1 protein-coding gene and 1 pseudogene are annotated in these 1,047 nt (G+C 59.8%); both read left to right on the top strand.

The window, feature by feature from the left end; translation table 11 throughout:
- On the top strand, positions 1–563 hold a 563-nt coding region (locus CO670_RS33215; protein ID WP_210202703.1), incomplete at its 5' end, for a helix-turn-helix domain-containing protein.
- Between the two features lie 14 nt (positions 564–577).
- Positions 578–1,047 (top strand): annotated as a pseudogene (locus tag CO670_RS33210) (IS3 family transposase); the annotation flags it as partial.

Here is a 1,047-nt window from a genome sequence, read left to right as displayed (position 1 = left end):
TGGACACCCAACTTCGGGGGTTTTGCATGTCCAAATACAGCACGTCGTTCAAGCAGAGTGTTGTGGAGTTTTACAGCGGCGGCAAGCGTAGCGTGCGGGAGGTGAGTGCGCATTTTGGGGTCGACCATTCGACGGTGCGCAACTGGGTGGCGATGCACGCGGCGCATGGAGTTTACGGTCTAGTGAAGAAGTTCAGCCACTACAATGCTGAGTTCAAGCTATCGGTTCTGCGCCGGATGTGGGAGGATGGGCTCTCTTACCGCCGGACGGCGGCGTTGTTCAACCTGCGCAATAAGAGTTGCCTGCCGGATTGGGAGCGACGCTATAAGGCTGGCGGTATTGACGCCCTGATCCCACGTCGTCGAGGAAGGCCCCGATCAATGCCCGAGCCACCTGTGCTGTCCGACAAGACGGATGCCCCACGGAGCGATGAGGCCAAGAGCCGCGAGGAGCTCCTGGCGGAGTTGGCCTATCTGCGTATGGAGAATGCCTACCTAAAAAAACTGGAGGCCTTAACGCAGGCACGACAAGCGCCGACAAGACGCAAGCCGTCAAGGCGTTAAGGCCGCTCTATCCGTTCGACGGGCTGCTGAAGCTTGCGGGCCTGGCCCGCAGCACGTTCTATTATCAGCAGAAAGTCTCGTCCCTGGCCGAGCGGCATGTAGCGCTGAAGACCAGGATCAAAGCGATCTTCGAAGCCCATAAGGGGCGCTATGGCTATCGTCGGGTGACGGCTGCGATCCGCAGCCTCGGGGAGTCGGTCAATCACAAGACCGTCCAGCGTCTGATGATCGAGATGGGATTGAAGTCCCTGGTCCGGCCGAAGAAGTACCGCTCCTACAAGGGGCAAACGGGACGCGTGGCCCCGGACCTCCTTCAGCGGCAGTTCACCGCCGAGCGTATGCATCAGAAATGGGTGACGGACGTCACCGAGTTCAACGTCGCCGGCGAAAAGCTCTTCCTCTCGCCGGTCATGGACCTCCACAACGGCGAGATCGTTGCCTTCGAGACGGCGAGGCGGCCGGTCTTCAAGCTGGTCAAGAACAT

It is taken from the genome of Rhizobium sp. J15, assembly GCF_002531825.1.
Lineage (GTDB): Bacteria > Pseudomonadota > Alphaproteobacteria > Rhizobiales > Rhizobiaceae > Rhizobium.
Note: the sequence above shows the minus strand (reverse complement) of the source record. Positions and strands in the feature narration are given on the sequence as shown.